The sequence below is a fragment of the Geodermatophilus sp. FMUSA9-8 genome, assembly GCF_037034165.1.
Classification (GTDB): Bacteria; Actinomycetota; Actinomycetes; order Mycobacteriales; family Geodermatophilaceae; genus Geodermatophilus; species Geodermatophilus nigrescens.
In genome coordinates this window covers 13,557-38,949 of the sequence record NZ_JBAGKE010000013.1, presented here as the reverse complement: position 1 = coordinate 38,949, position 25,393 = coordinate 13,557, and the positions used below count along the sequence as shown (strand labels likewise).

General features: G+C 77.8%; 19 protein-coding genes. 10 read left to right on the top strand and 9 right to left on the bottom strand.

What is annotated here, in order from left to right:
• Positions 1–54: 54 nt before the first annotated feature.
• Positions 55–1,485: a diguanylate cyclase domain-containing protein gene (locus WA616_RS22410; protein WP_336033320.1), complete on the top strand. Its 1,431-nt coding sequence runs from the start codon at positions 55–57 to the stop codon at positions 1,483–1,485.
• Here WA616_RS22410 and WA616_RS22405 read toward each other — a convergent pair.
• The 4 genes from WA616_RS22405 to WA616_RS22390 form a co-directional block, all read right to left on the bottom strand.
• Positions 1,466–2,275 (bottom strand): GDSL-type esterase/lipase family protein, encoded by an 810-nt coding sequence (locus WA616_RS22405; protein WP_336033318.1) that lies wholly within the window; start codon positions 2,273–2,275, stop codon positions 1,466–1,468. The two genes, WA616_RS22410 and WA616_RS22405, sit on opposite strands and share 20 nt — an antisense overlap.
• Entirely contained in the window at positions 2,272–3,387 is a 1,116-nt protein-coding gene (locus WA616_RS22400; RefSeq protein WP_336033316.1) for a glycosyltransferase, read from the bottom strand. The genes WA616_RS22405 and WA616_RS22400 overlap by 4 nt, the downstream gene beginning before the upstream one ends.
• Positions 3,384–4,517 (bottom strand): glycosyltransferase family 4 protein, encoded by a 1,134-nt coding sequence (locus WA616_RS22395; protein WP_336033315.1) that lies wholly within the window; start codon positions 4,515–4,517, stop codon positions 3,384–3,386. Before WA616_RS22395 ends, WA616_RS22400 begins: the two co-directional genes overlap by 4 nt.
• A 105-nt stretch (positions 4,518–4,622) precedes the next feature.
• Positions 4,623–5,513, bottom strand: coding sequence for a haloalkane dehalogenase (locus WA616_RS22390; RefSeq protein ID WP_336033313.1), 891 nt, complete (start codon positions 5,511–5,513; stop codon positions 4,623–4,625).
• Positions 5,514–5,621: 108 nt separating this feature from the next.
• Between WA616_RS22390 and WA616_RS22385 the strand changes: the two genes are divergently transcribed.
• Positions 5,622–6,374, top strand: coding sequence for a MerR family transcriptional regulator (locus WA616_RS22385; protein WP_336033312.1), 753 nt, complete (start codon positions 5,622–5,624; stop codon positions 6,372–6,374).
• Positions 6,375–6,414: 40 nt separating this feature from the next.
• Here WA616_RS22385 and WA616_RS22380 read toward each other — a convergent pair whose 3' ends face one another.
• Positions 6,415–7,218, bottom strand: a complete 804-nt coding sequence (locus WA616_RS22380) for a methyltransferase domain-containing protein (protein WP_442902019.1) — start codon at positions 7,216–7,218, stop codon at positions 6,415–6,417.
• Between the two features lie 105 nt (positions 7,219–7,323).
• Positions 7,324–8,844, bottom strand: coding sequence for a glycerol-3-phosphate dehydrogenase/oxidase (locus tag WA616_RS22375; protein ID WP_336033308.1), 1,521 nt, complete (start codon positions 8,842–8,844; stop codon positions 7,324–7,326).
• A gap of 38 nt (positions 8,845–8,882) precedes the next feature.
• On the opposite strand from WA616_RS22375, the gene WA616_RS22370 reads away from it, so the two are divergent.
• Positions 8,883–10,589: an FAD-binding oxidoreductase gene (locus tag WA616_RS22370; RefSeq protein ID WP_336033307.1), complete on the top strand. Its 1,707-nt coding sequence runs from the start codon at positions 8,883–8,885 to the stop codon at positions 10,587–10,589.
• A gap of 194 nt (positions 10,590–10,783) precedes the next feature.
• On the opposite strand, the gene WA616_RS22365 is transcribed toward WA616_RS22370, so the two are convergent.
• The gene (locus WA616_RS22365; RefSeq protein ID WP_336033306.1) at positions 10,784–12,199 is read right to left on the bottom strand and encodes an FAD-binding oxidoreductase; all 1,416 of its coding nucleotides are present in this window, start codon (positions 12,197–12,199) and stop codon (positions 10,784–10,786) included.
• Positions 12,200–12,340: 141 nt separating this feature from the next.
• On the opposite strand from WA616_RS22365, the gene WA616_RS22360 reads away from it, so the two are divergent.
• A complete protein-coding gene (locus WA616_RS22360; protein WP_336033305.1) occupies positions 12,341–15,781 on the top strand; it encodes a BTAD domain-containing putative transcriptional regulator in 3,441 nt (1,146 codons plus the stop codon).
• Here WA616_RS22360 and WA616_RS22355 read toward each other — a convergent pair whose 3' ends face one another.
• Positions 15,782–16,549: an SDR family oxidoreductase gene (locus tag WA616_RS22355; protein WP_073417804.1), complete on the bottom strand. Its 768-nt coding sequence runs from the start codon at positions 16,547–16,549 to the stop codon at positions 15,782–15,784. It lies immediately after the preceding gene.
• 62 nt (positions 16,550–16,611) lie between these two features.
• Here WA616_RS22355 and WA616_RS22350 point away from each other — a divergent pair, with 62 nt between their 5' ends.
• The 3 genes from WA616_RS22350 to WA616_RS22340 are packed head-to-tail and all read left to right on the top strand — an operon-like array spanning position 16,612 to position 20,737.
• Positions 16,612–17,838 (top strand): arginine deiminase, encoded by a 1,227-nt coding sequence (locus tag WA616_RS22350; protein ID WP_336033302.1) that lies wholly within the window; start codon positions 16,612–16,614, stop codon positions 17,836–17,838.
• A complete protein-coding gene (locus tag WA616_RS22345) occupies positions 17,835–19,292 on the top strand; it encodes an MFS transporter (protein WP_336033300.1) in 1,458 nt (485 codons plus the stop codon). The genes WA616_RS22350 and WA616_RS22345 overlap by 4 nt, the downstream gene beginning before the upstream one ends.
• A complete protein-coding gene (locus WA616_RS22340) occupies positions 19,289–20,737 on the top strand; it encodes a M20/M25/M40 family metallo-hydrolase (RefSeq protein ID WP_336033298.1) in 1,449 nt (482 codons plus the stop codon). Before WA616_RS22345 ends, WA616_RS22340 begins: the two co-directional genes overlap by 4 nt.
• A 154-nt stretch (positions 20,738–20,891) precedes the next feature.
• Here the strand turns inward: WA616_RS22340 and WA616_RS22335 are convergent, their stop codons facing one another.
• Positions 20,892–21,827 carry a DUF5926 family protein gene (locus tag WA616_RS22335; protein ID WP_336033296.1) on the bottom strand — a complete coding sequence of 312 codons (936 nt, stop codon included), beginning with the start codon at positions 21,825–21,827 and terminating at the stop codon, positions 20,892–20,894.
• A 45-nt stretch (positions 21,828–21,872) separates the two neighbouring features.
• Here WA616_RS22335 and WA616_RS22330 point away from each other — a divergent pair, with 45 nt between their 5' ends.
• The 3 genes from WA616_RS22330 to WA616_RS22320 are packed head-to-tail and all read left to right on the top strand — an operon-like array spanning position 21,873 to position 25,389.
• Positions 21,873–23,081: a cytochrome P450 gene (locus WA616_RS22330; RefSeq protein WP_336033294.1), complete on the top strand. Its 1,209-nt coding sequence runs from the start codon at positions 21,873–21,875 to the stop codon at positions 23,079–23,081.
• Complete coding sequence (locus WA616_RS22325) at positions 23,078–23,740, top strand: DNA alkylation repair protein (protein ID WP_336033292.1); 663 nt, start codon at positions 23,078–23,080, stop codon at positions 23,738–23,740. Before WA616_RS22330 ends, WA616_RS22325 begins: the two co-directional genes overlap by 4 nt.
• 32 nt (positions 23,741–23,772) lie before the next feature.
• Positions 23,773–25,389: a long-chain fatty acid--CoA ligase gene (locus WA616_RS22320; RefSeq protein WP_336033290.1), complete on the top strand. Its 1,617-nt coding sequence runs from the start codon at positions 23,773–23,775 to the stop codon at positions 25,387–25,389.
• Positions 25,390–25,393: the final 4 nt, after the last annotated feature.

Sequence of the window (25,393 nt, the reverse complement as noted above, 5' to 3'; positions counted from 1 at the left end):
ACGGCGCGGCCGCGGCTCCTGCGGACCGGTCCCGCAACGGCCGTTGTCAGGGCCATGAGCACGACCACGACCCCCGACCGCGCCACCGGCGTCCTCGACCTCGCCGAGCTCGGCCGCGACGCCGAGCTCGCCGCCGTCGTGCGGGTGGCCGCCGCGGTCACCGGCGTGCCGTGCGCGACGCTCAACCTGCTCGACGCCTGCGAGCAGCACCAGCTCGTGCCGCACGGGTTCCTCGGCTGCTCCTCGCCGGCCGAGGAGTCGCTGTGCGCGGTGATGACGGCCGAGGGCCCGCGCGTGCGGGTGTACGGGGACCTCGCCGCCGAGCCCCGCTACGCGGGCAACCCGTGGGTCGACGGCCGGCGGGCGGCGGTGCGCGCCTACGCCAGCGCGCCGCTGGTCGTCGACGGGATCGTCGTCGGCACCCTGTGCGTCTTCGGCACCGCTCCGCACGCCTTCCCGGCCGACGCCGGCGACCGGCTGGCCGACCTCGCCGGCGTCGTCGTCGCCCTGTTCCAGCGCAGCCGCCAGGCCCGGCAGCTCGCCGTCCTCGCCGCCGCCCGGGCCGCCGACCGCGACCAGGCGCAGGCCGCGGCGGCGCACGCCGCGCGGTCGGAGGCATTCACCCGGGCACTGCTCGAGGCCCTGCCGGTCGGCGTGGTGGCCGCGGACGCCGACGGGCGGATCACCCTGTTCAACCGGCTCGGCCGGCAGTGGCACGGCCTGCCCGAGGAGTACGCCGACCGGCCGGCCGGCGCGCAGCTCACCGAGGACGTCGTCGAGCGCTTCGGGCTCTGCACCCCCGACGGCCGCCGGCTGGCGCTGGCGGAGGTGCCGCTGGCCCGCGTCTACACCGAGGGCCGGGTGCGCGACGCGCACATGGCGATCGACCGGCCCGGGCACCCGCTGCGCGTGCTGAGCGCGTCGGGGACGCGGGTCCGCGACGACGCCGGCCGCCCCACCGGCGCGGTCGTGGCGATGATGGACGTGACCGCGCAGGTCGAGCTCGAGGCCCGGCTGCGCGAGGCCGCCCTGCACGACGCGCTCACCGGCCTGCCCAACCGGGCGCTGCTGCTCGACCGCATGGAGCAGGCGCTGCGGGTGCAGGACCGCGAGGGGCTGCCCGCGGCGGTCCTCTACTGCGACCTGGACGGGTTCAAGCAGGTCAACGACACCCTGGGCCACGCCGCGGGTGACGCCGCCCTGCTGCGGATGGCCGCCGCGCTGACCTCCGTCGTCCGCCCGGGCGACACGGTGGCCCGCATCGGCGGCGACGAGTTCGTCGTCCTCTGTCCCGCGACGGCGACGGAGACGGCCGCGCGCGGGCTCGCCGACCGGCTGTCCGCCGCGCTCGCCTCCCCCGCGGACGGCGGCCCGGCGCTGCGCTCGAGCACCGGCCTGGCGCTCTCCCGCGCCGGCGACACCCCCGACACGCTGCTCAGCCGGGCCGACGCCGCGATGTACGCGGTCAAGCGCTCCCGCCGCTGACCCGCGCTGGCCAGACCCCCGGTCCTCCGCCGGGCGCCGCCTCGCCGTCGCGCGCGGAGCCGGCGACCCGGGGGTCGCCCAGCTCGCGGGCGGCGGCCACCAGGCCGGTGAGGTGCGCGGCCACCCACGGCAGCCCGTGGCGCGCCGCCCAGGCGAGCTCGCGCGCCGGGCCGGGAGTCGGCGGCAGCGGCGGCGGGTCCGGCACCCGGACCGGCAGGCCGGCCGCGGTGAGCAGCGCGCCCGCGGCCGCGGCGATCCGGGCGTGCAGCGCCGCGGTGGGGTGCAGCCTGTCGACGTCCCAGGCCCGGCGGTCGGTGACCGACGGCACCGCCGCGAGGTCCAGCACCAGCACGCCGGGGTCGGCCGCCGCCGCGTCGACCGCGGCGTTCACCGCGCCCACCCGCCCGCGGACGGCGGCCCGCACCCCCGCCGGCAGCGGCAGCACCCGGCCGGGGTCGTGGAGCCGGCCGAGGACGACGACGGCCCCGGCGGCGCGCAGCCCGGAGACGACGGCACCGAGGTCGTCGGCCAGCGCGGCGGGGTCCAGGTCGGACCGCGCGACGTCGTTGAGCCCGGCGAGCACGGTGGCCACGTCGGGCGCCCCGGCGACGGCGGCGGCCAGCTGGCCGGCGCGCACGTCGCGGACGCGGGCGCCGGCCCGTGCCAGCAGGGTCAGCCGGGCGCCCGGGACGGCGGCGGCGAGCACCGCCGGCCAGGTGCGGGCGACCGGCACCCGCACACCGACGCCCTCCCCGCAGCTGGTGCTGTCGCCGAGCGCCGCGATCCTCATGCCGCCCGCTCCCGCGCCGCGAGGCCGTGCGCGGCGAGGAACCCCGCCACCGTCGCCGTCCACGGGAACCGCTCGGCGCGCCGCCGGGCCCGCTCGCGGCGCACGCCCGGGTCCTCCGCGAGCAGCGCCTCGACGGCGTCGGCCAGCGCGGCCGCGGTGCCGGCGGCGGCCGTCCCGGCCGGCCCGGCCACCGACGGCAGCGCGGAGTCCGCGGACACCACGACCGGCGTGCCGCAGGCCAGCGCCTCCAGCGCGGCCAGGCCGAACGTCTCCACGGGCCCGGGCGCGAGCACCACGTCGGCGGCCCCGAGCAGCCCCGCCAGCGCGGCCCGGCCCGGCACGTGCCCGAGGAGCGTGACCGGCGAGCCCGCGGCGCGGCGGGCCAGCGCCCGGCGCGCGGGCCCGTCGCCGGCGACCAGCAGCCGCACCGGCAGGCCGCGGCGGGCGAGCTCCGCCGTGGCGGCGACGGCGAGGTCGGGGCGCTTCTCCCGCGACAGCCGGGTGGCGGTCACCAGCAGCACCCCGCCGTCGCGCCGGTGGCCGGCGTCGGCGCGGGCGGGCGTGAACGTGCCGAGGTCGACGCCGAGCGGCACCACGGTCACCGGCGCCCCGACCCGGCGGTACTCCTCGGCCGCCCAGTCGGTCGTGCAGACGACGCGGCCGGCGGCGGCCAGCGCGGCGTTGGCGCGGTCGGCGAGCCGGTCGGCCGCCCGCGGTACGCCGGGTGCGGCCGGCAGCCACTGCCGCAGCCACCGGTCGAGCCGCTCGTGGCTGACCACCAGCGCCGGGACGCCGCGGTCGCGGGACCAGCCGGCCACCGCGCGCAGGGTGGTGCGGTCGTGCAGCTCGACACGGTCGGGCGCCAGGTCCGCCAGCGCCGCGAGCACCGGCGCCGGGCGCAGCAGCCGGTAGCCGGTGCCCGGCAGCGGGACGCCGGGCAGCTGCACCCGCCGTCCCCAGGGGGTGTCCTCGGTCGCCGCGCGCGGGCCGGGGACCACCTGCACCACCTCGTGGCCGGCGGCCGCGTACCCGGCGGCGAGGGAGGCGAGCGCGGTGCGCAGGCCACCGGAGGTGGGGGTGACGAAGTTGGCCACCTGCACGACCCGGCTCACGCGACGCGCTCCGGGGCGGCGGGCGCGGCGGCGCGGCCGGCGAGCGCGTCGGTGTAGTGGCCGAGCAGCTGGTCGCCGAGGGAGTCCCAGGTGCGGCCGCGCACGCTCGCCCGCGCGGCGCGGGACATCCAGGCGCGGGTGTCCGGCTCGGCCACCAGCCGGGTCACCTGCGCCCGCAGGTCGGCCGCCGACCCGGGGCGGAAGAACAGGCCGGTCCGGCCGGCGGTGACCACGTCGAGCGGCCCGCCGGCGGCCGGGGCGACCACCGGGACGCCGCTGGCCAGCGCCTCCTGCGCCGCCTGGCAGAAGGTCTCCGACGAGCCGGGGTGGACGAAGACGTCGAGCGAGGCGGTCCAGGCGCCGAGCTCCGCGCCGCCGCGGAAGCCCGCGAACACCGCGCCGGGCAGCGCCCGCTCCAGCCGCTCGCGCTGCGGGCCGTCGCCGACGAGCACGAGCCGGACGCCGGGCACCCGGTCCAGGCCCGCGAGCAGGTGCAGCTCCTTCTCCGCGGCGAGCCGGCCCACGTAGCCGACGACCACCTCGCCGCCCGGCGCGAGGCGGGCGCGCAGTTCGGGGTCGCGGCGGGCGGGTGAGAAGGCGGCGGAGTCGACGCCGCGGGCCCACAGCCGCACGCGCGGCACGCCGCGGGCGCGCAGCTCGTCGGCCACCGGGCGGCTGGGGACGAGGGTCGCCGCGGCGCCGGCGTACACCGGCCGCAGGCCCGCCCACACCATGCGGCCGACGCCGGGCAGGCCGTAGCGGGCGGCGAAGCCGACGAGGTCGGTCTGGTGGACGGCCACGACGGGCACGTCGAGGCGGCGGGCGACCCGCGCGGCCGAGGCCCCGAGCGCCGCCGGGCTCGCGAGGTGGACGACGTCGGGGGCGAACTCGCGCAGGACCCGCCCGAGTCCCGGCCAGGGGCGCCCGACGCGGAAGCCCGCGTAGCGCGGGAGCGCGAACGACGGGGACCGGACGACGGTCGCCCCGGCGTACTCCCCGGGGCCGGGGCCGGGCGCGACGACGAGCACCTGCGCGCCGTGCCGCCGCATCTGCTCGCAGACGCGCAGGACGCTGTTGGTGACGCCGTTGACCTGCGGGAGGAAGGACTCGGTGACCACTGCCACGCGCACGCCGTCAGCGTGGGTGGCCCAGGGAGAGCGCAGGTCGACGGCGCGGCCCGCTCCCGGTGAACGGTGCGGGAAGAGCGGGCGACCCGGTCCCGGGCCGGATCGGGGTCAGGGCAGGGTGGGGATCCAGTCGGCGAGGGCCCGCCCGATGGCGTGCGGGGAGTCCTCGGGCACGAAGTGCGAGCCCGGCACGGTCACCTCGGTCACCGCCGGCCACTTCCGGACCAGGGCGCGCTGCCGGCCGACCAGGATCGAGCCCGGCTCGGCGTTCAGGAAGAGCTTCGGGACGGCGCTGCCGCGCAGCCACACGCCGTACCGCGCGACGACGTCGCGGACCAGCGGCGGCACGTTGTCCAGCGGGATCTGCCGGGGCCACTCGAGGGTGGGCCAGCGGTCCTCGCGCTCGCGGAAGGGCGCCCGGTAGCGCTCGTGCGCCTCCGGGCTCAGGCCGCGCAGGGTGGAGGCCGGGAGGATCCGCTCGACGAAGACGTTCTTGTCCAGCACGACGGTCTCCCCGTCGTCGCCGCGCATCGTGCGGAAGATGCCGCGCGCGTCGGCCGGCCAGTCCGCCCAGGTCATCGGGGTGACGATCGCCTCGGTGAAGGCCAGCCCGCGCACCTGCTCGGGGTGCCGGGCGGCCCAGTCGAAGCCCAGCGCCGAGCCCCAGTCGTGCAGCACGAAGGTGACCCGCCGGTGCACGCCGACGGCGTCGAGGAACTCCGCCAGGTGCTCCGCGTGGGTGGCGAAGGAGTAGGTGCCCCGCCGCGGGTGCGGGAGCTTGCCCGACTCCCCCATCCCGACCAGGTCCGGCGCGATGCACCGGCCGAGGTGCCGCACGAGCGGCACGACGTTGCGCCACAGGTAGGACGACGTCGGGTTGCCGTGCAGGAAGACGACCGGATCCCCCTCGCCGACGTCCACGTAGGCCATCTCCGTGCCGCGGACGGTCGCCCGCTGCCGGGGGAAGGGGTCCTCGGGGGAGACGTCCTCAGCGGCCACCCGGGCATCCTCGCCCAGCCACCGCTCCCCCGCCGTCCGGGGATCGCGCTTGACCCTGACGCGACGTCAGGCTGTGCACTCGTCGCCGTCAGGGAGGAGGGACCCGGGATGAACGTGGGCGAGGTGGCGGCGCTGGCCGGCGTCACGGTGCGCACGCTGCACCACTACGACCGGATCGGCCTGCTGTCGCCGTCGGGACGCACCGCGGCCGGTTACCGCCGCTACTCGGCGGCGGACCTGGACCGGCTGCACCGGGTGCTGCTCTACCGCGAGCTCGGGTTCCCCCTCGAGGAGGTCGCGGCGCTGCTCGACGACCCGTCCGCCGACCCCGCGGCGCACCTGCGCCGGCAGCACCGGCTGCTGCGGGACCGGCTGGAGCGGACGCGGGCGATGGTCGCGGCCGTCGAGAAGGAGATGGAGGCGAGGTCGATGGGGATCGCACTGACCCCCGAGGAGCGGTTTGAGGTGTTCGGCGAGCACGACCCGGAGCGGTACGAGGCCGAGGTGCAGGAGCGGTGGGGCGACACCGACGCCTACCGCGAGTCCTCGCGGCGCACCGCGGCCTACACCAAGGAGGACTGGCTCCGGATCACGGCCGAGGGCGAGGACCTCACCGCGCGGATGGCGCGGGCGCTGGGGGACGGCGTCGCGCCGGACTCGGCGCCGGGCATGGACCTCGCCGAGGAGGCGCGGCAGCAGGTCTGCCGGTGGTTCTACGACTGCCCGCCGGAGATGCACGCGGCGCTCGGCCGGATGTACGTCGAGGACGAGCGGTTCACCGCCACCTACGAGGCCGTGGCACCGGGCCTGGCGCAGTGGGTGAGCACCGCCGTCCAGGCCAACGCCGCCCGGCAGGGCTGACGCGCCGGGAGCGGGGACGGCCGTCCCCGCTCCCGGGCGCTCACCCGCGGACGAGCAGCTCGCCGTGCAGCATGCCGAGCCAGCCGTCGTCCGCGGCGGCCCACCGCAGCCACGCGGCGGCGAGCTCGCCGAGCTCGTCCCGCGTGGCCAGGCCGTACGCCACGGCCTGCTCCGCGAACGCCGACGCCGTCGCGCGGCCGGCCCAGGAGCGGCCCCACCACTCCCGTTCGGCCGCCGAGGCGTAGCACCACGACGACGCTGACGCGGTGACGTCGCGCAGGCCCGCGGCGTGCGCCCAGGACAGCAGCCGCCGCCCGGCGTCGGGCTCGGCGTCGTTGGCGCGGGCCACGCGGCCGTAGAGCTCCAGCCAGCGGTCGAGGCCCGGGTCGGCCGGGAACCAGGTGGTGGCGGCGTAGTCGACGTCGCGGACGGCGAGCAGCCCGCCGGGCCGGCACACCCGCGCCATCTCGCGCAGCGCCGCCACCGGGTCGGTCAGGTGCTGGAGCACCTGGTGGGCGTGCACGACGTCGACCGAGTCGTCCGGCAGGTCGAGGGCGTACACGTCGCCGACGGCGAAGGTCACCGCGACGCCCTCGCGGGCCGCGAGCGCCCGCGCCTCGTCGAGCGGGTCGGCCGAGACGTCGAGGCCGAGCACCCGGCCCGGCGCCACCCGGCGGGCGAGGTCGACGGTGATCGTGCCCGGCCCGCAGCCGACGTCGAGCAGGTCGAGGCCGGGACGCAGGTGCGGGAGCAGGTACGCCGCCGAGTTCTCCGCGGTGCGCCACCGGTGCGACTGCAGCACCGGCTCGGCGTGGCCGTGCGTGTAGGTGTCCACTCCGGCCATCCTGCGCCCGCCGTCCCACTCTGCGAAACGGCGTTCCCATGTGGTGGGACGGAGGCAGAGGAAGCTATCCGCACGTCCCGCGCCTCGATACGTGCGGAATGCTTCCTATGCCTCGCCCAGGGCGTGCTCCGCGGCAGCGACGGCGCGCTCGCGGTCGGCGGCGACCAGTCCCAGGCGCACCCGGCGGTCCAGCAGGTCGGCCACCGTGCGCGCCCCCTCGGCCAGCGCGCCGAAGCGCAGTTCGCCGACCGTCTCCGGGCGGCCCTCGACCACCGGCTCGGCGCCGAGCGCGGCCACCCGCGGGGCCTCGGTGCCGTAGCGGGTCACCAGCCGGGCGGGCGCGGCCACGCGGGCCAGTTCCGCCGGCGAGGCGGCGCCCACCAGCGGCAGCCGCGCGGTCGGCGAGCGGCGGGCGCCCCGGCCCAGCCGCGCGACGACGGCGTCGACGGCCTCGGCGGCCATCGCCCGGTAGGTGGTGAGCTTCCCGCCGACCAGGGAGAGGACCGGTCCGTCCCAGCGCAGCAGGTGCCGGCGCGAGAGGTCGGCGGTGGCGTCGCCGGGCCCGGTCCCGGCCGACTCCGGCAGCACCAGCGGCCGCAGCCCCGCGTAGGCCCCGACGACGTCGTCGCGGGTCAGCGGCACCGCGAGAACCCGGTTGACCGTGCCGAGCAGCTGGTCCACCTCGGCGTCCGACGGCAGCGGGTCGTCGTCGGGGACCGGCCCGTCGACCGGCTCGTCGGTGAGCCCCAGGTACACCAGCCCGCCCGGCTGCGGGAGCGCGAACACGTACCGGGACCGGGAGCCGGGCAGCGGCACGGTGAGGGCGGCGAGCGGGTCGCCGAGCCGGCCGGCGCGGACCACCAGGTGCGAGCCGCGGGAGGGCGCCAGCCGGATCCCCGGCGCGAGCGCCTGCGCCCACACGCCGGTCGCGTTGACCACGGCGCCGGCGCGCAGCGTCACCGGCGTCCCGTCGACGACGGCGGACACCTCGCGCCCGTCGACGCCGGTGACCCGCGCGCCGGTGAGCACCCGCGCGCCGTGCGCGGCGGCCGTGCGGGCCAGCGCCACGACCAGCCGGGCGTCGTCGGACAGCTGCCCGTCCCAGAACACGGCGCCGCCGCGGCCGGGCACGACGGCGGGCGTCAGCCGCGCGACCTCGGCCGCGCCCACCCGCCGGGTCCCCGGCAGCGAGCCCGGGCCGCCCCGCACCGAGCGGCGCACCGCGTCGCCGAGCCGGCCGCCGAGCGCTCCGACGGCGCTGACGTCGCGGCCGGCGGCGTCGGGCACGAGGAACGGGAGCGCCCGCACCAGGTGCGGCGCGGTGGTGCGCATGAGGACGGCGCGCTCGCGGGCGCTCTCCCGCGCCAGCCCGATCTCCCCGTGCGCCAGGTACCGGAGCCCGCCGTGCACGAGCTTGCTCGACCAGCGGCTGGTGCCGGCGGCGAGGTCGGCCCGCTCCAGCAGCGCCACCGACAGGCCGCGCGCCGCGGCGTCGAGTGCCACGCCGGCGCCGGTCACTCCCCCGCCGACGACCACGACGTCGACGTCGGTGCTGGTCAGCGCCTCGAGGTCGGCCGCGCGGCGGGCCGGGGTGAGGTCGGGACCGCGCGGGGCCGGGCCGGTCACGTGCGGGGTCCCGGGCGGAGCACCGGCAGACTGTAGCCGTGCCCGAGCAGCCGGAACTGACCATCCAGGGATGGGGGCCCGGCAGCTCCCGCGTGGCCACCGTGGCCGACGCCGGGGAGGGGGCGGAGGAGACCGGGGGCGGCCTGGAGCTCACCCGCGACCCGGAGCTGCCGCTGCCGAAGGCGGCCCGCCGGCACCTCGCCCGCGAGCTGGGCTGGACGCCGCGCGCCACCCCGCCGGTCGCCGTCGGCGACATCCGGCTGGCGCCGTCCCGGCTGCCCGAGGACGTGCACGCCGCGCTCGTCGCCCTCCTCGGCGGGGAGCACGTGCGCACCGACCGCGAGTCCCGGCTGCGCCGCGCGGGCGGCAAGAGCTACCTGGACCTGCTGCGCCGCCGCGGCGGCGACGCCTCCGACGCCCCCGACGCCGTCGCGCTGCCCGGGAGCACCGCCGAGACCGCGGCGCTGCTGGCGCTGTGCAGCGAGCGGGACGTCGTCGTCGTGCCCTTCGGCGGCGGCACGAGCGTGGTCGGCGGGCTGGCCGGCGTCGACCCCGACGACCGTCCGTCGCTGTCGGTCGACCTGTCCCGCATGGCGTCGGTGTCCGACGTCGACGTGGCGTCCTCGCTGGTCACGGCGGGTCCCGGGATGCGCGGGCCGGCGCTGGAGGAGGCGCTGGCGGAGCACGGGCTGACGCTCGGGCACCTGCCGCAGAGCTTCGAGTTCGCCACCGTCGGGGGCTACGCGGCCACGCGCTCGGCCGGGCAGGCGTCGACCGGCGTGGGGCGCTTCGACGACCTCGTGGCCGGCCTGACCCTCGCCACCCCGTCGGGCGTCCTGGAGCTCGGGCACCCGCCGGCGTCGGCGGCCGGGCCGGACCTGCTGGGCCTCGCGCTCGGGTCGGAGGGCGCGCTCGGCGTGATCACCGAGGTGCGGCTGCGGGTGCGGCCCCGCCCGCGGACCGCCGTCTACGAGGGCTGGTCGTTCCGCACCTGGGAGGACGGGCTGGCCGGCCTGCAGCGGCTGGCCCGGCACGACCTGCTGCCCGACGTCGTCCGGCTGTCCGACCCCGAGGAGACCCGGGCCAACCTGCTCAACGCCGGCGGCGCCGGGGCTCGGCTGCTGCGCGGCGCGCTGCGGGCCCGCGGCCGCGCCGAGGGATGCCTGCTGGTCGTCGGCTGGGAGGGGCTGCCGCCGCTGGTGCGCGCCCGCCGGCGCGCGGCGGTCGGGGTGCTGCGCGAGCACGGCGCGGCCCGCGTGGGCCGGCGGGTGGGCGAGTCGTGGCGGCGGCACCGGTTCGCCGCGCCCTACCTGCGCGACCGCCTCATGGACGCGGGGCTCCTGGTGGAGACGCTGGAGACGGCGGCCACGTGGAGCGCGCTGCCCGCGGTGTACGACGCCGTCCGGCGGGCGCTGCGCGGGTCGCTCGGCGCGCCGGGGCGGCAGCCGCTGGTGATGGGCCACGTCTCGCACGGCTACGCCACCGGCGCGTCCCTCTACGTCACCGTGCTCGCCGACCGCGACGACGACCTGCCGCTGCAGCAGTGGCTCGGGGCCAAGCGGGCGGCCACCGACGCGCTGCTGGCCGCCGGCGGGACGCTCACCCACCACCACGCCGTCGGGGCCGACCACCGCCCCTGGCTGGAGCGGGAGGTCGGCCCCCTCGGCGTCGACGTGCTGCGCGCGGTCAAGCAGCGGCTGGACCCGCGCGGCGTCTGCAACCCCGGCGTCCTGCTGCCGGACTGACCCCGCACGACCAGCCGGACTTCCCGCAGCGCGTCCTGGCTCACCGCAGCGCGTCCTGGCTCACCGTGGGAGGTGAGCCAGGACGCGGCACGATCAGGTCAGCTGATCATGCGGGCGGGGTCCAGTCCGGCGGCGGCACCGACGGCGGGATCCCGCCGCGGCGGCGCAGCGACCGGGGCAGCCGGGGCGCGCGCTCAGGCACCGGAGCCCCCGCGCAGGGCGTGCCCCCCGGAGAAGACGTCCCCCGGGTCGACCGCGCGCTTGACGGCGAGCAGCCGCTCCCCCGTCTCCGCGTCCCACGCCGCCAGCACGCCGGCCGGACCGTCGACGTCGCCGATGAAGTTGAGCAGCGCGCCGGGCGCCGTCCACGGCCCGAGCGCGGCCAGCACGCCCCGGCCCACCACCGGCACCACCTCGGTCAGCCCCGGCACCATCGGGCCGATCACGAACGCCGACCACGGCGCCCCGCGCCCGGACACCGCGCTCGGCGCCTCGCCCGGCCGGCCGAGCGCCCCGCCGAGCTGGCGCACCTCGACCATCGCCAGCGGCACCTCGACCTGCGGGCCCGCCGCGGCGAGCAGCGCGTCGACCGTCTCCTCCGTCAGGTCCGACAGCAGCACGCCCTTCTCCCAGCCGGGCATCGGGTCGGTCGGGTCCATGTGGACGGCGTCCAGCGCGGTCGGCGGCAGCGGCTCGATGCCGCCGAGCAGGACCTCGCCGGTGCCGCGCATCGGCTCGACGAGGGCCGCGGCGGCCGCGGGGTCGTCACCGGCGTAGAGGAAGCGCAGGTGCACCACCGTCTGCCCGCGCAGCGGCGGCGGCAGGAACTCCAGGGGCGGCAGCCGCAGCACGGCCACCGACGTGCTCGCCTCCTCCGGCAGGGTCGGCGCCCAGGTGCGGAAGGCGTGCAGGACCGAGGCGGCGTCGCGGCCGGCGAAGAACAGGCCGCCGCCGACCAGCGCCGGCACCGCGTACAGCCGGAACTCCAGCGCGGTCACGATGCCGAAGCTGCCCTTGCCGCCCCGCACGGCCCAGAACAGCTCCGGGTCGGACTCGGCGGTCACGGTGCGCAGCTCGCCGTCGGCGGTGACCATCTCGATCTCCAGCACGGAGTCGGCCGCGGCGCCGAAGCGGCGGCCGAGCGGGCCGATGCCCCCGCCGAGGGTGTAGCCGACGACGCCGACGTCGGACGACGAGCCGCACAGCCCGACCAGGCCGTGCGGCGCGGCGGCCGCGAGCACCGTCGCCCACTTGACGCCGGCCTCGACGCGGGCGGTGCGCCGCTCGGGGTCGACCCGCACGCCCTGCATGCGCGAGGTGGTCACCAGCACCGCGCCGTCGGCGTTGCGGACCGGGCCGTGCCCGGTGGCCTGGACGGCGACCGGCAGGCCGTGCGCTGTGGCGAACCGGACGGCGGCCACGACGTCGGCGGCGCACACCGCCCCGACGGCCACCGCGGGCGTGTGGGTGACCGCGGTGTTCCAGGTGGCCACCTCCGCGGCGAGCCCCTCGTCGCCGGCGGCGAGGACGGGGCCGCGGACCTCCAGGCGGAGGTCGTCGACGGCGGGGAGCGGCGGGAGCGGGCGGGAGGCGACCTCGGGCAGGGTCATGGCGGGTTCCTCGGGGGTCCGGAGCGGCGGTGATCGGGTCGGGGACGACCCTGGCGACGCCGCCTTGACCGCCACTTGCGCGTGACTTGAGAGGAGCGCACCCCTCCCGCTGGGGCCGCGAACCTGGGACGATCCCGCGTCGTGCGGTACCGCGTCCTCGGCCCCCTCGAGGTCACCGGTCCCGACGGGCGGCCGGTCGACGTCGGCGGCGCCAAGCCGCGCGCGCTGCTGGCCCTGCTCCTCGCCGAGGCCGGACGGGTGGTCGCCGTCGACCGCATCGTCGAGGCGCTCTGGGGAGAGCAGCCGCCGCCCACCGTGACCGGCACCCTGCAGGCATACGTCTCCCACCTGCGGCGGGTGCTCGAGCCCGAGCGCGGGCCGCGCGAGCCGGCGAAGGTGCTGCTCACCCGCGCGCCCGGCTACCGGATCGACGTCGGCCCCGAGGACCTCGACAGCCTGCGCTTCGCCCGGCTCGTCGAGGAGGGCGACCGCGCCGCCGACACCGACCCGGCCGCCGCCGTCGCCGCGCTCGAGCGGGCGCTGGACCTCTGGCGCGGCGAGCCGCTGCCGGAGCTCGGCGAGGGTCCCGGCGCGGCCGACCGGCACCGGCTGACCGAGCTGCACGTCCGCGCGCGGGAACGCCGCTGCGACGCACTGCTCGCCGCCGGCCGCGCCGACGCCGCCGTCAGCGACCTCGAGCGGCTGGTCGCCGAGCACCCGCTGCGCGAGCGGCTGTGGGCCCGGCTGGTCACCGCCCTGTACGCCGCCGACCGGCAGGCCGACGCGCTGGACGCGCTGCGCCGCTGCACCGAGCTGCTGCGCGAGGAGCTCGGCATCGACCCCGGCCCCGAGCTGCGCGAGCTCGAGCGGGCCGTGCTGCGGCAGGACCCGGCCCTCGCCCGCCGCGCCCGCCCGGTGCTCACGGTGGTGCCCCCGCCGCCGCCCGCGCCGGCCCCGCTGGCTCCCCCGGCCGACGACGGGCTGGTCGGCCGGCAGGAGGAGCTGGCGCGGCTGCGCGGGGTCGCCGAGTCCGCCGCCTCCGGGCGCCCCGCCGTCGTCGTGCTGGGCGGCGAGGCCGGCATCGGCAAGACCCGGCTGGCCGAGGCGGTCGCCGCGATGAGCCGGGCCGCGGGGTGGGCCGTGGCCGAGAGCCGCTGCGCCGACGACGCGGGCGCGCCCCCGCTGTGGCCGTGGACCCAGGTGCTCGAGCAGCTGGACCAGGAGCCGCCGGATCCCGGTGACGGCGACGACGACGCCGACGCCGCCCGGTTCCGGCTGTTCCAGGCGCTGCGGGCGCGGCTGGCCGCGGCCGCGGCGGCCCGCCCGGTGCTCGTCGTCCTCGACGACCTGCAGGGCGCCGACGCCACCTCCGTGCAGCTGCTCGGCCTGCTGGCCCGCCACCTGCCGCGGGTGCCGCTGCTGGTCGTGGTGACCGTGCGCAGCGTCGGGGAGGACCTGCCCGAGGCGGTCACCGACTGCCTGGCCCGGCTGGCCCGCGAGCCCGCCGCCACCACCCTCGCGCTCGGCGGCCTGGCCCCCGACGACGTCGCCTCGCTGCTCACCGCTCAGCTCGGCCGCGCCGGCGACGCCCGCCTGGCCGCCACCGTGCACGACCGCACCGCCGGCAACCCGTTCTTCGTCGTCGAGCTGACCCGGTGGATGCGCGGCGCCCGCGACCTGTCGCTGGCCCGCGTGCCGGTGCCGCCGTCGGTGGTCGAGGTGCTGCGCACCCGGCTCTCGCGGCTGCCCGCCGGCGCCCGGCCGGTGCTCGAGCTGGCCGCGGTCGCCGGGCGCGAGGTGACGCTGGACCTGCTGCGCGCCGCCGGGGAGGACGCCGAGGCCGCGCTCGCCGCGCTGGACGCCGCGGCCGCCGTCGGCCTGGTCGGCGAGGGGTCCGCGCCGTGGAGCTGGCGGTTCACCCACGCGCTGGTGCAGGAGGTGCTCGCCGACGACCTGCCGGCGCTGCGCCGCGCCCAGCTGCACGCCCGGCTGGGCGCGGCCCTGGAGCAGCGGGCGCCCGGCGGCCGCGCCGACGACGCCCTGGCCGAGCGGCTGGCGCACCACTTCGTCGAGGCGGCGCCCGTCGTCGGGCCGGCGTCCGGGCTGCGCTGGTCGTCGGTGGCGGCCGGTGTCGCGCGGGCCCGGCTGGCCGACGGCGAGGCCGCCCTGCACACCCGGCGGGCGCTGCGGCTGCTCGACCCCTCGGCGCCCGACGCCACCCGCACCCGGCACGACCTGCTCACCGCGCTCGGCAACGACCTGCTGCGCAGCGGCCAGCGCACCGAGGCCCACGAGGTGGTGGGCGAGGCCCTGGCACTGGCCCGCGAGCTCGGCGACCGGCGCTGCATGCTCGAGTCGGCCGCGGTCTGGGGCGAGGTCACGCTGTGGAACTGGCGCCCGCACGGCGTCGTCGACGGCGAGATGGTGGCGCTGCTGGAGGAGCTGCTCGAGCACTCCGACCAGATCGCGCCGGAGGCCACCGACGCCGAGCGCGACCGGCTGACCGCCCGCCTGCTCGGCACCCTCGGCGTGGAGCTGGCCTTCAGCGAGGACCTGCAGCGCGGCGTGCGGTACGCCGAGCGGGCGGTGGCGCTGGCCCGCGGCGTCGGCGACCCGGAGCTGCTGGGCCGGACGCTGAACAACTTCTCGCTCGCGGTGTGGGGCCGGCCCGGCGCCGCCGAGCTGCGGCTGGCCGCCACCGACGAGGCACTGGCCCTGGCCGGCCGGGGCCTGCCGCGGCGCACCGAGTTCTACGCCCGGCTGCACCGCGCGGCGATCCGGCTGCACCTCACCGACCGCGCCGGCTTCGAGGCCGACCTGGAGGCCGGGCGCCGGCTGGCCTTCTCGCTGTCGGGGCCCGAGGTGCGCCCGCACGTGCTGTGGCAGCAGGCGGGCGCCTCGTGGCTCGCCGGCGACGCCGCGCGGGCCGAGGAGCTGACCACCGAGGCGCACGAGCTCTACCGCCGGGTCACGCCGCACTCGCGGCACGCCTACGCCGCGCACCAGTTCGCGCTGCGCCGCGGCGACGGGCGGCTGCCCGAGGCGATCGGCCTGCTCGTGGAGACCGGCGACGAGGGCAACCCGCTGCTGCAGCTCATGGCCGTGGTGGCCGCCGCGGAGTCCGGCGACCTGGCCGAGGCCCGGCGGCTGCGCGCCCGCTGGGGCCGCACCCAGATCCGCGACTGGGCCAGCGACGTCGCCACGCTGCTGCAGGCCGAGGCCGCGCTGCACCTCGGCGACGAGGCCGAGATCACCATGGCCACCGTCGCGCTGCTGCCCTTCCGCGGCCGGCAGGCGGTGCTCGGCACGCCGGCGTTCAGCCTCGGCGCCTACGACGAGCTGCTCGGCCGGATCGCCGAGCAGACCGGCGACACCGTGGCCGCGCGCGACTGGTGGACCGGCGCCCGCGAGCAGGGCCGGCGGGTCGGCTCGCCGCACCAGGTGGCGCTGGCGGAGTCGCACCTGGAACGGGTGCCGGCCGAGGGCGCGCACCGGCCGCCGCGGCGCCGCCGGACCGACCGGAGCGCTCCCCCGCTCCCCCGCGCGGCCCGGGACGAACCGGCGCGGGGGCGCCCGGCCTGATCAGAGGGTGGTCGCGCGGCCGCCGTCGACGGGGAGGACGGCGCCGGTCACGTACGCCCCGGCCCGGCTGGCCAGGTAGACGACGACGCCGGCCATGTCGTCGGGGCGCCCGATGCGGCCCAGCGGCGAGCTGGCGGCGATCTCGTCGCCGCGGGCGGCCAGCGTGGCGGCCATCATCTTCGACTCGAACGGGCCCGGGGCGACGGCGTTGACGGTGATCCGCCGCGGCCCGAGCTCCTTGGCGAGGTGCCGGGTCAGCTGGTGCACCGCGGCCTTGCTGGAGGAGTAGGAGTAGGTCGGCAGCACCGGCACGTGCAGCCCGTCGATGCTGCCGACGTTGACCACGCGGGCCGGGTCGTCGTCGGTGGCCGCGGCCTCCAGCAGCGGGAGCATCGCGCGGGTGAGGAAGAACGGCGCCTTCACGTTGAGGTCGAGGACCTTGTCCCACGCCGAGGCGGGGAAGGTCTCCAGCGGCTCGCCCCAGGTGGCGCCGGCGTTGTTGACCAGCACGTGCACCCGCTCCTCGCGGCGGCCGACCTCCTCGGCCAGCCGGACGCACTCGGCCTCGGTGCTGATGTCGGCGGGGATCGACTCGACCCGGCCGAACGCCGACAGCTCGGCCACCGCCTCGTCGCCGGCCTCCGGCTTGCGCGAGCTGACGTAGACCGACGCGCCCGCCTGGAGCAGGCCGCGGGCCATCATCAGGCCGATGCCGCGGGTGCCGCCGGTGACGACGGCGACCTTCCCGGTGAGGTCGAACAGGTCCACGCGGTGCCTCCTCTGGGTGGGTGCCGTGCGACGGCCCGGCCACTGTGCCAGCCTCTCCCCCCGTGACCTCCGGAGCCTCCCCGTCCCTCGGCGCGACCAGCGAGGTGGGCCGGCTGCGCACCGTCGTCCTGCACCGGCCGGGCGCCGAGCTGCGCCGGCTGACCCCGCGCAACAACGACCAGCTGCTCTTCGACGGCGTGCCGTGGGTCGCCCGCGCGCAGGAGGAGCACGACGCCTTCGCCGCGGCGCTCACGGCGCGGGACGTCGAGGTGCTCTACCTCGGCCGGCTGCTGGCCGAGGTGCTGGAGGTGCCCGCCGCGCGCGAGGAGCTGGTGGCGGCCGCCGTCGACGACCCGCGGCTGGGCGCCACCCTCCAGCGCGCCACCACCGCGCACCTGGCCGGGCTCGCGTCCGACGACCTCGCCGCCACGCTGATGGCCGGCCTCGCCCACGACGAGCTGCGCGGCGGCCGCGGGCTGGCCTACGAGCTCATGGACCGCGGCGACTTCGTCGTCCCGCCGCTGCCCAACCTGCTGTTCACCCGCGACTCGTCGGTGTGGGTGGGCGACCAGGTGGCCATCACGTCGCTCGCGATGCCCGCGCGGCACCGGGAGAGCTCGATCACCCGGGCGATCGCCACCCACCACCCGCGCTTCGCCGGCACCGGCCAGCTCTACGACGCCTCGCTGGAGCACCTTGAGGGCGGCGACGTGCTGCTGCTCGCCCCGGGCGTGCTCGCCGTCGGCGTGGGCGAGCGGACGACGCCGGGCGGCGCGGAGCGGCTGGCCCGCCGGGTGTTCGCCCGCGGGCTCGCGCACACCGTGCTCGTCGTCCCGATCGCCCAGGAGCGGGCGACCATGCACCTGGACACGATCGCCACGATGGTCGACGTCGACGCGATGGTCATGTACCCCGCCGTCGCCGACTCCCTGGTGGCCTGGACGGTCACCGCCGAGGAGACGCCGGACGACGACGACACCACCGACCTGGTCGTGCGCGGCCCGCAGCCGTTCGTCGTCGCCGCCGCGCAGGCCATGGGCATCGACCGGCTCCGCGTGATCGACACCGGCCTGGACCCGGTCACCGCCGAGCGCGAGCAGTGGGACGACGGCAACAACACCCTGGCGCTCGCGCCGCGGCTCGCGGTGGCCTACGAGCGCAACACCGTCACCAACGCCGCGCTGGAGGCGGCCGGCATCGAAGTGGTCCGGATCGCGGGGTCCGAGCTCGGCAGCGGCCGCGGCGGACCGCGGTGCATGTCCTGCCCGGTGTGGCGCGACGAGCTGTGACCGATCCCGCGCGGCGCACCGGCCGCATCGCCGGGCTCGGCGGCGGGCTGGTCGGCTGGCTGGTCTTCGTCGAGTTCACCAGCGGCGTGCTGCAGGGGTACTACGTCCCGCTGCTGACCGACGTCGCCCGGCACCTCGACGTGCACGACGCCGACGTGAACTGGCTCGAGGCCGCCCAGCTCATGCTCTCGGCGATCGCCGTGCCGGTGCTGGCCAAGCTCGGCGACCTGTACGGCCACCGCCGGATGCTGCTGCTGTCGGCGGCCCTGGTCGCCGCCGCCACCGGGGTGCTCGCCGTGGCGCAGGACTTCGGCGTCTTCCTCGCCGCCTGGGCGGTGCAGGGCGTCTACGCCGCGTGGCTGCCGCTGCAGGTGGCGCTCATCCACTCCCGCTCGCGCGGGCAGGCCGACGCCGCGGCCCGCACCCGCCGGGCCACCGGCCTGATCGTCGCCGCGCTGCAGGCCGGGGCGATCGTGGGCGCGCTCGGCGGCGGGCAGATCGGCGGCGCGCTGGCCGGGCGGTTCTGGCTGGTGCTGCTGGTCCCCGGCCTGCTGGTCGCGGGCGTCGTCGCCGTCGTCGCGCTGCGGGTGCCGGAGAGCACCGGCCGGCAGGACGGCGAGGTCGACGTCCCCGGCGTCGCGCTGCTCAGCGTGGTGCTGCTCGTGATCACCGGCGGGCTGACGTTCGTGCGGGTCAACGGCGCCGGCGAGCTCTGGCCGTGGCTGGTCACCGCGCTGGGCGTGCTGCTCGTGGTGCCGTTCGTGCGCTACGAGCTGCGCCGCACCGACCCGCTGGTCGACTTCCGGGTGCTGCGCTCGCCGAGCATGTGGCCGGTGCAGCTGACCGCCGGGCTCTTCGGCGTCAGCGTGCTGGGGGCGCAGGGGCCGCTGTCGACCTTCGCCCGCACCGACCCCGCGGTCCACGGCTACGGCCTGGGGCTGTCCACCAGCGAGGTGTCGATCGTCATCGGCGGCTACGTGGTGTCGATGCTGCTCGGGGCCAGCCAGTTCTCGCGGGTCTCGGCGGCCACCACGCCGCGGGTCACGCTCATCGGCGCCGCCACGCTCACCGGCCTGGGCTACCTGCTGCTCGTGCCGCTGCACGACACGCTGCCGCAGGTGCTCGGGGCGATGGTGGTCGCGGGGCTCGGCTCCGGCGCGCTGGTGGCGGCGCTGCCGGCCGCGGCGGCCGCGGCGGCGCCGGCCGGGCGCACCGGCGTCGCGACCGGGCTGACCAACACGACGAAGGTGCTCGGCGGCAGCCTCGCGTCGGCCGTGTTCGCCGTGGCGCTGGCCTCGGGCGCGCAGGGCACCGCCGGGTCGCTGTCCGGCTACGTGACCGTGTGGGTGGTCTGCGGGGTCACCGCGTGGCTGGCCGCGCTGTCGCTGGCGTTCGTGCCGCGGCTGGCGTTCTCCGACCGGCCCGAGGCCGCCGGCGTGCGGGAGGTCGCGTGAGGACCGCCCCGCTGCTGGCCGGCGCCACGGCCGCGGGGGTGGCGGCCGGGGGCGCGGCGCTCGCCCGCCGGGTGACCCGCTTCCGGCCCGCGCCGGCCGCCGTCCCGCCCGCCGACGCCGCCGGCCTGGACGCCGACGCCGCGGCCGCCCGCCTCGGCGAGCTCATCCGCATCCCCACCGTCTCCGCGCGCGACCGGGCCCTCGTCGACGCGGGCGCCTTCGCCCGGTTCCGCGAGCGCCTCGCCGAGCTCTACCCGCACACCCACCGGGTGCTGGAGCGAGAGGTGCTCGGGCACGGGGCGCTGCTCTACCGCTGGCGCAGCGGCACCGACCGGCCGCCGCTGGTGCTCATGGCGCACCACGACGTCGTCCCGGTGACCGGGCAGGCGTGGACCCGCGACCCGTTCTCCGGCCTGGTCGAGGACGGCTGGGTGCACGGGCGCGGCGCCGTCGACGACAAGGGCTCGCTCGTGGCCGTGCTCGAGGCGGTGGAGTCGCTGGCCGCCGCCGGGCACACCCCCGCCCGCGACGTCTACGTCTTCTCGGGCGACGACGAGGAGGTCGCCGGCGTCGGCGCGCAGCTGGCGGTGCAGGCGTTCCGCGACCGCGGGATCACCCCGTGGGCGGTGGTCGACGAGGGCGGCGCCGTGGTGAGCGGCGTCTTCCCCGGCGTGCCCGGCCCGATCGCCGTCGTGGGGCTGGCGGAGAAGGGCCTGCTCGGCGTCGACCTGGTGGCCACCGACCCCGGCGGGCACGCGTCCTCCCCCACCCCGGGCGGGGCGCCGGCGCGGCTGGCGCGGGCCGTCGTGCGGCTGGACGCCGCCCCGTTCCCGGCGCGGCTGCACGACGTCGTGCTCGGCATGGTCGACGCCGCAGGGCGGCACGCGCCGGGCGCGTACCGGGCGCTGTTCGCGAACGCCCGGGCGCTGCGGCCGGTGCTGGCGACGGCGCTGGCGCGGGCCAGCCGGGAGGCCAACGCGCTGGTGCGCACGACGGTCGCCGTCACCGAGCTCGAGGGCAGCAGCGCGCAGAACGTGCTGGCCACCCGGGCGCGGGCGCACTTGGACATCCGGATCGCGCTGGGCGAGACGGTGCGGTCGACGGTCGACCGGCTGCGGCGGGTGATCGCCGACCCCACCGTGGAGGTGCGGGTGACCGGCGGCAGCGACCCGTCGCCGGTGTCGCGCACCGACACCGAGGCCTACGCGGCGCTGGGTGCCGCGGTGCGGGCGGTGTACCCGGAGGCCGTCGTCGCGCCGTACCTGATGGTGCAGGCCAGCGACGCGCGGCACTTCGCGCAGATCAGCGACGCGGTCTACCGGTTCATGCCCTTCGACCTCTCCCGCGGCGAGCTCGACGCCCTGCACGCGGCCGACGAGCGGATCAGCGTCGCGGCGCTGCACCGGGGCGCGGTCTTCTTCCGGCACCTGATCCGCTCGCTCTGAGCGGTGCACGTCCCTCCCGGGACAGGTGTCCTCCCGGGCGGGGTCGTGCTCTGCACGCAGTCGTGTGCAGAGCACGAGCCGCCGCGGGAGGGCACACGGCCTCCCGGGCGCGGTCGTGCTCTGCCCCGTCCGGCGGGGCAGAGCACGACCCGGCTCAGCGCAGGGTGACCTGGCGGGACAGCAGCCCGGCGCGGGCACGGCGCTCGTCGGCCGACAGCGGGCCGGAGGCGGCCAGCGCCTGCTCCAGCCGGCCGGCGAACTCCCCGGCCGGGCCGTTCCACTCCTCCGCCGGGGTGTCGGCGGGCAGGTCCCACACCGGCACGACCAGCCCGTGGGCTCGGAAGGCGCCGGCGTAGCGGGTGCCCTCGCCGAGCACCAGCTCGTCGGCGGCCGACAGCCGGGCCAGCGCGTCGAGCAGCGGCTCCTCGGCCTCGGGCCGCACCCAGCGCAGGTGCGCCCGCTCGCTGCCCGGGCGCACCCAGTACGCGGCACCCAGCCCGTCGAGCCGGACGGTCGGCAGCACCGCCTCGTTGGCCTGCTGGAGACCGGCCATGGCGGCGGCGCCGGCGTCGGTGCCCTCCAGCCAGAAGCCGAAGTCCTCGTGCACGGTCACCTCGAGCGGCTTCTCCAGGTCCAGCAGCTCCTGCAGCCGGGGGCCGGCCGAGCCCGCGGCGCCGATCGGGCCCGGGTCGACCGGCGCGCCCGCCGGGGCCTCGAGCGCGGCGGCCAGCGCCGTGCCGAGGTCGCGGCTCACGTCGTCGGAGGAGGCGGTGAGCTGGACGCCGAGCAGGATCTCGCCGTTGCTGCGCACCAGCGCGGGCGCGCCGCCGGGCAGCACGCTCGCGAGGGTGACGTCGCGGCCGTCCGTCGTGGTGAGCGGCGCGGTGGCGGCGGGCACCAGCTCGCGCAGCGCCACCCAGTCGGGCTCGCCGGGCAGGCCCTCGAACGGACGGGTCACCGGCGGCGCGTAGCCCGAGCCGTGGCAGTGCTTGTAGCGGCGGCCGGACCCGCAGGGGCAGGGGGCCTTGGGGTTGATCTCACCGGCGGCGGGCGCGGGCGCGGGACGGCGGCGGGTCGCGGAACGGGCCATGCGGCCCAGCGTAGAGAAGGGACCTCGCGCCCTAGGCTTCCCGCCGTGACCTCGCCGGCCGTCCCCCTCGACCTGACCGACGCGGCCGTCGTCGCCGATCCCTACCCGGCCTTCGCGGCGGCCCGCGCCACCGCGCCGGTGCAGTGGGACGAGCGCCTGGGCCTGTGGCTCGCCTTCACCCACGCCGAGAGCAACGCCGTGCTGCGCGACCGCCGGCTCGGCCGGATCTGGCGGGACCGCACGCCGGAGGAGCGGTTCGGGCAGTTCAACCTGATCCACCGCAACGCCATCCTCGAGATGGAGCCGCCCGAGCACACCCGGCTGCGGCGGCTGATCAGCGCGGCGTTCGCCCGCGGGCACGTCGAGCGGCTGCGGCCCTGGGTGCAGGAGCTGGCCGACTCGCTGGTCGACGGCCTGGTCGAGCGCTCCGGCGGCACCGCGGAGGTCGACGTCCTCTCCGAGATGGCCGAGGAGCTGCCGGTCGCCGTCATCGCCGAGCTGCTCGGCGTCCCGGCCGCCGACCGGCCGCTGCTGCGGCCGTGGTCCAACGCCATCGTGAAGATGTACGAGTACGGCCGCACCGACGCGGTGGAGGACGCCGCCGAGCGGGCCGCCGCCGAGTTCGTCGCCTACCTGCGGGAGCTCGCGGCCGAGCGGCGCCGCGCGCCCGGCGAGGACCTGCTCACCCACCTGGTCACCGTGCGCGACACCGACGGCGACCGGCTGACCGAGGACGAGCTGGTCACCACCTGCATTCTGCTGCTCAACGCCGGCCACGAGGCCACGGTCAACGTGAGCGGCAACGGCCTGCTGGCGCTGCTGCAGCACCGCGACCAGCTCGCGCGGCTGCGCGCGGACCCGGCGCTGCTGCCCACGGCGATCGAGGAGCTCATGCGGTTCGACTCGCCGCTGCAGCTGTTCGAGCGCACCGCCACCGAGGACGTCGAGGTGGGCGGCGTGACCGTCCCGGCAGGGGCGAAGGTCGCCGCGCTGCTCGGCGCGGCCAACCGCGACCCCGCCGTCTTCCCCGACCCGGACACCCTCGACGTCGGCCGCACCGACAACCCGCACATCTCCTTCGGCGCCGGGGTGCACTTCTGCATCGGGGCGCCGCTGGCCCGCGTGGAGCTGCAGGCCTCCTTCGGCGCGCTGCTGTCCCGCACCTCGGACCTGCAGCTGGCCCGCCCGGCGCGGCGCCGTCCGGAGTTCGTCATCCGCGGCCTGGCCGAGCTGCCCGTCGTCCTCACCCGGTGACCGACGCCGCGGCGGTGCTCGGCCGGCTCCACGAGCTGGCCGACCCGGCGCGGCTGGCCGGCATGGCCCGCACCGGCGTCGGCGGCACGCGGACCCTCGGCGTCACGGTGACCGAGCTGCGCGCCCTGGCCCGGGGGCTCGGCCGCGACCGCGCGCTCGCCGCGGCGCTGTGGGACACCGGCGTGCACGAGGCCCGGATCCTCGCGAGCATGGTCGAGGACCCGGCGGCGGTCGACGCCGCGCAGCTCGACGCGTGGGCCGCGGGGTTCGACGCGTGGGACCTGTGCGACCAGGTGTGCCAGAACCTCGTCCGGCACACCCCGCTCGCCGGGGACCGCGCCCTCGCGTGGGCCGCGCGGCCGGAGCCCTACGTCAAGCGGGCCGGGTTCGCCGTCATGGCCGGTCTCGCGGTGTCCGAGAAGCGGGCCGGCGACGACCGGTTCGAGCCGTTCCTCCGGGCGGTCGCCGAGCACGCCGACGACGACCGGCCGGTGGTCCGGAAGGCGGCGAGCTGGGCGCTGCGCCAGATCGGCAAGCGCAGCCCTGGCCTGCACGGACGCGCCGTGGCGACCGCCGAGGGCCTGCGCTCCGGAGGCCGCGGCGCCCGCTGGGTCGCCGCCGACGTCCTGCGCGAGCTGGGCCGGCGTACTCCCCGGTAGATCGTGAGCGCCGTCACTGGCACGATGCCGCCATGCGCGGGCTCATGCAGGACTTCCCCCTCACCATCGACGCGATCTTCCGGCACGTCGAGCAGCACTACGGCGACGGGACGATCGCGACCAACAGCCCCACCGGCGTCACGCGGGTGACCTACGCCGAGTGGGCCGAGCGCACCCGGCGGCTGGGCGGCGTCCTGGACACCCTCGGCATCAGCGCCGACGGCCGGGTGGGCACGTTCGGCTGGAACAGCCAGCGCCACCTGGAGCTGTACTTCGCCGCGCCGTCGACCGGCCGCGTCCTGCACACGCTCAACATCCGGCTGTTCCCCGAGCAACTGACCTACATCGCCAACCACGCCGAGGACGAGGTCGTGTTCGTCGACCGCTCTGTGCTGCCGCTGCTGTGGCCGCTGATCGACACGATGAAGACCGTCCAGCACGTCGTCGTCATGGACGACGGCGGCGACAACGAGATCCCCGACGACCCGCGGGTGCGCGACTACGAGACGCTGCTCGCCGACGCCTCGCCCGTCGACTTCCGCGTCACGGACGAGAACAGCGCCGCCTCGATGTGCTACACGTCGGGCACAACGGGCAACCCCAAGGGCGTCGTCTACAGCCACCGCTCGACGTTCCTGCACACCATGGGCGTGCTGCAGCGCAACGCCTTCGGCCTGGGCATCCAGGACGTCGCGATGCCGGTCGTGCCGATGTTCCACGCCAATGCCTGGGGCATCGCGCAGGCCGCCCCGGCCGCCGGCGCCTCGCTCGTCATGCCCGGCCCGATGATGCAGCCCGAGGCGCTGGCCAAGCTGATCGTCGACGAGGGCGTCACGTTCACCGCCGGCGTCCCGACCATCTGGCAGGGCGTGCTCCCGCACCTCGCCGGCAAGCCGCACAAGCTGCGCGACATCGGCTGCGGCGGCTCGGCGGTGCCCAAGGCGCTGTCGGAGGCCTACCGCGAGCAGGTCGGCCTGCCGATCCTGCAGGCCTGGGGCATGACCGAGACCCACCCGGTCGCCTCCTCCGGCATCCTGCCGCCGCGGTTCGCCGACGCCGACGACGAGACCAAGGCCGACCAGCGCGCCCGCGCCGGCATCCCGTTCCTCGGCGTCGAGGCGCGGATCGTCGACGCCGAGACGCTCGAGCCCCAGGCGTGGGACGACAAGGCCACCGGCGAGCTGCAGGTCCGCGGGCCGTGGTGCGCGCAGGACTACTACAACCCCGACGCCGGCGTCGTGCTCAGCACCGACGACGGCTGGATGCGCACCGGCGACGTCGCCGCGATGGACGCGTTCGGCTCGATCCGCATCGCCGACCGCACGAAGGACCTCATCAAGTCCGGCGGCGAGTGGATCAGCTCGGTCGACCTCGAGAACGTGATCATGAGCCACCCGAAGGTGAAGGAGGCCGCCGTCGTCGGCATCCCGCACCCCAAGTGGGACGAGCGCCCGCTGGCCTGCGTCGTCCTCAAGGAGGGCGAGACGGCGACCGAGCAGGAGATCCTCGAGTTCCTCCAGCCGAAGGTGGCCAAGTGGTGGCTGCCCGACGCCGTCGAGTTCATCGACGAGGTGCCCAAGACCAGCGTCGGCAAGTTCTCGAAGAAGGACCTGCGCAGCCGGTTCGCGGAGTACGCGCCGAGGTCCTGAGCCG

What these genes read in the sequence shown, in the direction of transcription:
- WA616_RS22410 (WP_336033320.1), top strand. Translation starts at nt 55, where the DNA reads ATGAGCACGACCACGACCCCCGACCGCGCCACCGGCGTCCTCGACCTC.
- WA616_RS22405 (WP_336033318.1), bottom strand. Translation starts at nt 2,275, where the DNA reads ATGAGGATCGCGGCGCTCGGCGACAGCACCAGCTGCGGGGAGGGCGTC.
- WA616_RS22385 (WP_336033312.1), top strand. Translation starts at nt 5,622, where the DNA reads ATGAACGTGGGCGAGGTGGCGGCGCTGGCCGGCGTCACGGTGCGCACG.
- WA616_RS22380 (WP_442902019.1), bottom strand. Translation starts at nt 7,218, where the DNA reads ATGGCCGGAGTGGACACCTACACGCACGGCCACGCCGAGCCGGTGCTG.
- WA616_RS22365 (WP_336033306.1), bottom strand. Translation starts at nt 12,199, where the DNA reads ATGACCCTGCCCGAGGTCGCCTCCCGCCCGCTCCCGCCGCTCCCCGCC.
- WA616_RS22335 (WP_336033296.1), bottom strand. Translation starts at nt 21,827, where the DNA reads ATGGCCCGTTCCGCGACCCGCCGCCGTCCCGCGCCCGCGCCCGCCGCC.
- WA616_RS22320 (WP_336033290.1), top strand. Translation starts at nt 23,773, where the DNA reads ATGCGCGGGCTCATGCAGGACTTCCCCCTCACCATCGACGCGATCTTC.